The sequence below is a fragment of the Daejeonella sp. genome, from assembly GCF_044348475.1.
In the GTDB taxonomy this organism is placed as follows: domain Bacteria; phylum Bacteroidota; class Bacteroidia; order Sphingobacteriales; family Sphingobacteriaceae; genus Daejeonella.
The window spans coordinates 1-6,838 of sequence record NZ_JBIKSU010000086.1; the positions used below are offsets into that span (position 1 = coordinate 1).

Sequence of the window (6,838 nt, forward strand, 5' to 3'; positions counted from 1 at the left end):
AAGTAATTGCCGCACCAGTCAATGCGGAAGAGAGGTGAACGGAGGTGCAGTGAATGGACGATTTGTTTGAGATTGATATGAGTTTTCCTGTAATTGGAGTTAGCTAAGTAAACTATATAAAACTGCTCCGGCTCATAGCTGTGGGTGACTGCATAACGGATAAAGAGATTTCGAAAAAAGCTTGAAATTTAATATTTAAATCAAATTTTCTTTAGGCATCCAGTGTCCACCGCTGGCGGGGGAATAAAAGGGGGTGGTTTTTAATTTTAGTGTCGAGAGCCATAGGAAAGTGCTTGGTGTTACCAAGCATACCTAATTTCATTCCGCTCATAGCCGCGGGGGCTTAGTCCTTTTCCTGCAGCAGAAAAGGACCAAGCCGAGGCGGTACGACGAGACCATGAGTGCCTTTAAAAAACAATAAACTACACCGAATAAATGCCGCCGCTGCGCCTGCTGCTATGAAGGTCAGTGGGTTGGCTAATTAAGTAATTGCCGCACCAGTCAATGCGGAAGAGAGGTGAACGGAGGTTCAGTGATTGGACGATTTGTTTAAGATTGATATAAGTTTTCCTGTTCATGGATTTAGCTACCTACCAATTACCTTTTACCCAAAAAACTTGTTTTCTTTTAGAAATCCCAAACTCTGGCTCTAATTCGTTTTATATAATGCCGCACATCCAGAACAATTGCGGCTAAAAAATAAACAATTAAAGGAAAGCCTACGGCAAGAAAAGAGGAGTAAATAAAAAATAACCTAATCTTAGATATTGAAATATTAAAACGCTCTCCGAGGTATGCACACACACCAAATGATCGTTTTTCAAAAAAGGTTAGAAACTGTTGAAGCATTATTATTAGCTAATATTTTTATTCCTATTTACAAGATAGAATTTTTTTTGATCAGGATAACTCTTTTTTAGTAAAAACGCATGAGTATATCCTGCATTTACTGAAATTAAAATCCAATACCATCTAGTATTAATGCCATTTCAGATTGTAGTTTTTTTGCTTCTTCTCTGGCACGTTCTGCAAAATCTTCTCCTGAAGAAGCAAAAATAATCGATCTGGATGAGTTAACTAATAGCCCGCAGCTAGCCGACAAGCCATATTTACAAACCTCCTGCAAGCTTCCTCCCTGCGCCCCAACACCAGGAACCAGTAAGAAATGATCTGGTGCATATTTACGGATATTCAAGAATTCTTCAGCCCTTGTTGCGCCAACAACATACATCATTCTATCGTTACCGGCCCAAGAATTTGCTTTTTGTATCACATCTTCAAATAAACGACCATGATCGGTATCGATAAATTGAAAATCTTTTCCACCTTCATTTGAAGTAAGCGCCAATAAGATTACCCATTTATCTTCAAATGCCAGAAATGGCTTCACAGAATCACTTCCCATATAAGGAGCGATGGTAATGGCATCAAAGTTCATTCCTGACGAAGCATGATCAAAAAATGCTTTAGCATACATGGATGAGGTGTTTCCGATGTCGCCACGCTTTGCATCAATAATACCAAGGCAGGTATCGGGAATATAATTTGAGGTATCAATTAAACTCTTCCAACCAGCAATTCCTCTGCTCTCATAAAATGCACTATTGGGTTTATAGGCAACACAAAGATCATGGGTTGCATCAATAATCCGCTTATTAAATTCCAATACCGGGTCTTTAAAGTTGAGAAGAAATTTGGGAATCAGCTCAATATCGGTATCAAGCCCAACACAGAGGAAAGATTTCTTGATTTTTATTTGTTCAATAAGTTGCTTTCTATTCATTATAACTGCATAATATGCACGAAAATAAATAAAGATGGCTTCTTAGACTTAAAAAAAGAATTAAAATTTTGTTTTTTTCTTTTTATTGCATAGAATTGTGTCATAATCTCATTTTATCCCTGAATTCAGGAAATCACAATAATTCTTTTGTATCAATTAATTGCATTAATTTTTGTGTTGTCGCTCTCCAGGATAAATTTATTGAACTAAAATCCCATAAAACATAAACCATATTTAATGCTGGATAGTAATAAATTGAACGATAAGCTCGTTTCGGAGCTACGTGAAATTGCTCAAACTCTTGGTATAGAAGATACTGATACCTTGCGTAAACAGGATCTAATTACCAGAATCCTTGAAAATGCCGAAATTCCACTCGTAAGCGATAACTCTGTAAATGAGGCTAATGGCTCTGAAGTAAATGATGCTAGTGATAAACCGCGAAAGCGGCTGCGCAGCACCAAATCAGGAAGTGACAGTCAACAGCACCAAGAGGTTCCATTAAACAATACGAGGACATTTGATTTCCCAGAAGATGATGAAGCTCCTATTATTGAAACAGTGATCGAAACTGATATTCCTGAAATACCATCAGAAATTCCTCTTGTGGGTGCTGAAGCAAAACCAAATGCTGAATCTACTGAGTCAAAGAAATTTGAACGTAGACCCAATCCTAACAATCCTAAACAAAATTCAAGAACACAGGAAACCCCTGCAATTAACATGGATTTCGACAATGTGATCGTTAATGAAGGAATTTTGGAGATTATGCCCGATGGTTATGGATTTTTAAGATCCTCAGATTACAATTACCTATCTTCTCCTGATGATATTTACGTATCACAATCACAAATAAAACTATTCGGACTTAAGACTGGTGATACGGTTAGAGGAAGTATTCGCCCGCCCAAAGAGGGTGAAAAATATTTCCCACTTGTTCGCGTTGAAGCCATCAATGGCCGCATACCTGCTGAAGTTCGAGACAGAGTTCCATTTGACTACCTCACTCCACTTTTCCCAACAGAAAAATTAAATCTGTTTGTGGATACAGCGAACCATTCTACAAGAATAATCGATCTGTTTACTCCAATTGGTAAAGGGCAACGAGGTTTGATCGTAGCTCAGCCAAAAACAGGTAAAACTATGCTTTTAAAAGATGTAGCAAATGCAATCGCTAAAAATCATCCTGAAGTATACCTGATCATATTGCTAATTGATGAACGTCCTGAGGAGGTTACTGATATGGCTAGAAGTGTTCGTGCAGAGGTTGTTTCATCAACTTTTGATGAACCTGCCGAGCGTCATGTTAAAATTGCAAATATTGTACTCGAAAAAGCAAAAAGAATGGTTGAATGCGGGCATGATGTAGTTATCCTGCTTGATTCAATTACCCGTCTGGCACGTGCATACAATACTGTTGCACCTGCTTCTGGAAAAATACTGTCTGGTGGTGTAGATGCTAACGCCTTGCACAAACCAAAACGTTTCTTTGGTGCAGCAAGAAATATTGAAGATGGTGGTTCATTAACCATTTTGGCAACTGCACTAACAGAAACAGGTTCTAAAATGGATGAAGTGATCTTTGAAGAATTTAAAGGAACTGGCAACATGGAATTACAATTGGATAGAAAACTATCTAACAAACGTATATTCCCTGCTATTGATTTGACAGCTTCAAGTACGCGACGCGATGACCTACTTCTTGATAAAGATACCCTTCAGCGTATCTGGATTTTGAGAAATCACCTGGCAGATATGAATTCACAGGAATCTATGGAGTTCCTGCAATCTCAAATGCGAGGCACAAAAACCAATGAAGAGTTCCTGATATCAATGAATTCCTAATGAATTGAATTAATTAGCGTACTAACAAAAAACCTTTTACAGATAATACCTCTCTGATGAAACAACATATCCCCAATACAGTTACCTGTCTAAATTTGTTTAGCGGCTGTTTGGGTATTGTGTTTGCATTCAATGGTGAATTGCATTTTGCATCTTATGCTATATTGATTTCAGCTGTGCTTGATTTTCTTGATGGAATGCTTGCCAGGTGGTTAAAAGCATATTCTGAAATTGGAAAACAGTTAGATTCGCTTGCAGATATGGTTAGTTTCGGGGTTTTACCCTCAGTTATCATTTATCATATTTTTCTTTTATCGCCACAAACAGCGCCATATAGCACCTTTTTAAATTATTCAGCTTTTTTAATCGCTGTATTCTCTGCCCTAAGGCTGGCAAAATTTAATATTGATACCAGGCAAACTGAAAATTTTATAGGCCTCCCCACCCCAGCAAATTCCTTATTAATTGCTTCTTTTCCTATAATAATGGATAAAAACACTAGTTTTTTCATGAATTATATCATGAATCCGTATTTTTTATTCATTTTCAGTTTGGGAATGGGCTTATTACTTGTTTCAGAAATTCCGCTGATCTCTTTGAAATTTAAATCATTAAAGTTTTCGGATAATTTACTTCGCTATACCTTAATTGCTTCATCGCTGATTTTACTGCTACTATTTCAATTTGCAGCTATTCCAATCATACTATGCTTGTATTTCTTAATTTCATTTATCCAATTCAGAACGTAAACTGAATCTGGTCTGAAACACATTAATACCAAGGACTAACAACTAGTTGATTATTAACCCCCCCATCATTTATAAAGTATACAGCAAAAAAGGCAATTTATACCCTCTTTTCAAGATCAGATTTGATTTGAGCTAATTTGAGAAAAAGTTCCACACTCATTTCCTTAAGAAGTTTGAATGCTGGTTGAATTGTTTCTAAATTTTTAAGATTTCGAGCGTTTTGTTCTATTTCAGCCATACTATCCCTGGCCGTCTCAATTCCCATAAATGTAAGAGATGGCTTTATTTTATGAGAAATTTCTGCAACATCAGGCCAGTTTAAATCGTTAATTAATTGGTCTAACTGCTCAAAATAAGCTGGAGTCTGATCAAGAAACAACTGAATCATCTCAATCATGAATTCATTACTGCCATTTGCTACATCCTGGAGATAAGAAAGATCAAGATTAAAATCAGCGCTATTGTTTTTTAATTGCTCAGACATATTAAATAGATCTAATTTTATTCTAAGATAACTTTTTCACAAACAAGTTATCTGTCAATTCATTCAACAGCTCAGTAATGTTTTTCCTTGAAATGGGATGAACCAAATTTGGCGCAATTTCACTTAATGGCATCAGGCTAAATCTCCTGACCGATAAATAAGGATGTGGTATTACAAGATCAGCAGTGTTTACAATTTGATCTTCATACAAAAGAATATCAATATCAATTGTTCTAGAACCCCACTTTTTGAGCCGTTGACGACCTAAAACATTTTCTATCTTCAAAATAGCTTTGAGTAGATCTGCAGGACTTAGGCTTGTTTTTAATTCGATAACCTGGTTTATAAAATCGGGCTGATCAAGATTACCCCAAGAGGCTGTTTGATACAAGGATGATTTTGAACTGATCGTTCCAAGCTTGCATTCAATTTCTAAAATTGCATCAGAAAGATATTTTCTGCAGTCGCCAAGATTACTGCCAAGCAAAATATAGGTTGTGTACATAAAATTTTAAAAGCCTGAGTAACAAATTGCCAAAAACAAAATCTATATATTTGTTAGGTTGCATAGATAAAGTATTTACCTCTTATATGAAAGAATTTTTCAAATTTGTTTTTGCCTCAATGTTAGGCTTCATTTTATCATTTTTTGCAGTTTTATTGCTAATGATAGTTTTGTTAACAGCGATAGTATCAACAGCTGGAAGCGATGGGAAAGTAAGCGTAGCTTCAAATAGTGTACTGCATGTTAGTCTTGATTATCCAATCAAAGAAAGAACAGACAAAAACCCCTTTGCTGAATTAAGTCTTTTTGGGATTGAAAACAAGAAAAAATTAGGATTAAACGAAATTCTTCAAGGTATTAAAGATGCAAAATCAGATGACCATATCAGAGGAATTTATCTTGATGCTTCTTCAATTGAATCAGGCATGGCAACTATGGAAGAAATCAGAAATGCATTGGTCGATTTCAAGAAAAGTGGAAAATTTATAATCGCCTATAGCGAAGTATATTCGCAAGGTGCCTATTACCTGGCAACTGCTGCCGATAAAATATACCTTAATCCTGAAGGCATGATCGATTTTCGTGGGCTAAGCTCAGAGATTATGTTTTTTAAAGGGGCGCTAGACAAACTAGATATTGAAGCACAAATCATTAAAGTTGGGACCTATAAAAGCGCTGTAGAGCCATTTATTCTTGATAAAATGAGTGAGCCAAATAAGCAGCAGGTTAATAGTTTCTTAGGTTCAATGTACGATCATTTCCTTTCAGAGATTTCTAAAAGCAGAAAAATTCCAAAAAACACATTGTTTTCTATAGCTGACAATGCCCAGATTAGAGCTCCAAAAGATGCTTTAACCTATAAAATGGTTGACGGACTTATGTATAAGGACGAGGTTCTTGACGAACTTAAAAAACTAACTAAAATTGATAAAAAGAAAGAAATTAAATCAGTAAGCCTCGAAGAATATGCACCCGCAGAAGATGAAAAAGAAGAATCTTCGCAGAACAGAATAGCTTTAATTTATGCTAATGGCGAAATAATGAGTGGCGAAGGTGATGATGAAACTATTGGTTCAGAAAGAATTTCTAGAGCAATTAGAAAAGCCCGTATGGATGATAAAGTAAAGGCTATTGTACTTAGAGTAAATTCTCCAGGGGGAAGTGCTTTGGCATCTGATGTTATTTGGCGTGAAACTGTACTCGCAAAAAAATCAAAGCCAGTAATAGTATCTATGGGTGATCTTGCGGCTTCAGGAGGATATTATATTGCTTGTGCAGCAGATTCGATCTTTGCACAGCCCAATACGATCACCGGATCGATTGGTGTATTTGGTATCATTCCGAACATGCAAAAATTCTTCAATAATAAGCTTGGGATAACCTTTGATGGAGTTCAAACAGGAAAGTTTGCAGATCTAGGAACCGTAAGTAGGCCATTAACAGATGCAGAGCGAATGATCTTTCAGCTAGAA

7 protein-coding genes are annotated in these 6,838 nt (G+C 36.3%); 3 read left to right on the forward strand and 4 right to left on the reverse strand.

Going from position 1 to position 6,838, the window contains the following annotated elements:
- Positions 1 to 627: 627 nt before the first annotated feature.
- Positions 628 to 849 carry a PspC domain-containing protein gene (locus ACIQZ6_RS10980; protein WP_306550503.1) on the reverse strand — a complete coding sequence of 74 codons (222 nt, stop codon included), beginning with the start codon at positions 847 to 849 and terminating at the stop codon, positions 628 to 630.
- 106 nt (positions 850 to 955) lie between these two features.
- On the reverse strand, positions 956 to 1,783 hold the full coding sequence (gene pyrF / locus ACIQZ6_RS10985) for an orotidine-5'-phosphate decarboxylase (protein WP_395811038.1): 828 nt from the start codon (positions 1,781 to 1,783) through the stop codon (positions 956 to 958).
- Positions 1,784 to 2,020: 237 nt separating this feature from the next.
- Here pyrF and rho point away from each other — a divergent pair, with 237 nt between their 5' ends.
- A complete protein-coding gene (gene rho, locus ACIQZ6_RS10990) occupies positions 2,021 to 3,628 on the forward strand; it encodes a transcription termination factor Rho (protein WP_395811040.1) in 1,608 nt (535 codons plus the stop codon).
- A 56-nt stretch (positions 3,629 to 3,684) separates the two neighbouring features.
- Positions 3,685 to 4,377 (forward strand): CDP-diacylglycerol--serine O-phosphatidyltransferase, encoded by a 693-nt coding sequence (pssA, locus tag ACIQZ6_RS10995; RefSeq protein WP_395811042.1) that lies wholly within the window; start codon positions 3,685 to 3,687, stop codon positions 4,375 to 4,377.
- Between the two features lie 97 nt (positions 4,378 to 4,474).
- On the opposite strand, the gene ACIQZ6_RS11000 is transcribed toward pssA, so the two are convergent.
- Together ACIQZ6_RS11000 and folK are read right to left on the reverse strand one after the other, a co-directional pair.
- Positions 4,475 to 4,861: an Hpt domain-containing protein gene (locus ACIQZ6_RS11000; protein ID WP_395811044.1), complete on the reverse strand. Its 387-nt coding sequence runs from the start codon at positions 4,859 to 4,861 to the stop codon at positions 4,475 to 4,477.
- Positions 4,862 to 4,883: 22 nt separating this feature from the next.
- A complete protein-coding gene (gene folK / locus ACIQZ6_RS11005; RefSeq protein WP_395811046.1) occupies positions 4,884 to 5,366 on the reverse strand; it encodes a 2-amino-4-hydroxy-6-hydroxymethyldihydropteridine diphosphokinase in 483 nt (160 codons plus the stop codon).
- 86 nt (positions 5,367 to 5,452) lie between these two features.
- Between folK and sppA the strand changes: the two genes are divergently transcribed.
- A partial coding sequence (gene sppA / locus ACIQZ6_RS11010) for a signal peptide peptidase SppA (protein ID WP_395811048.1) occupies positions 5,453 to 6,838 on the forward strand: 1,386 nt, incomplete at its 3' end.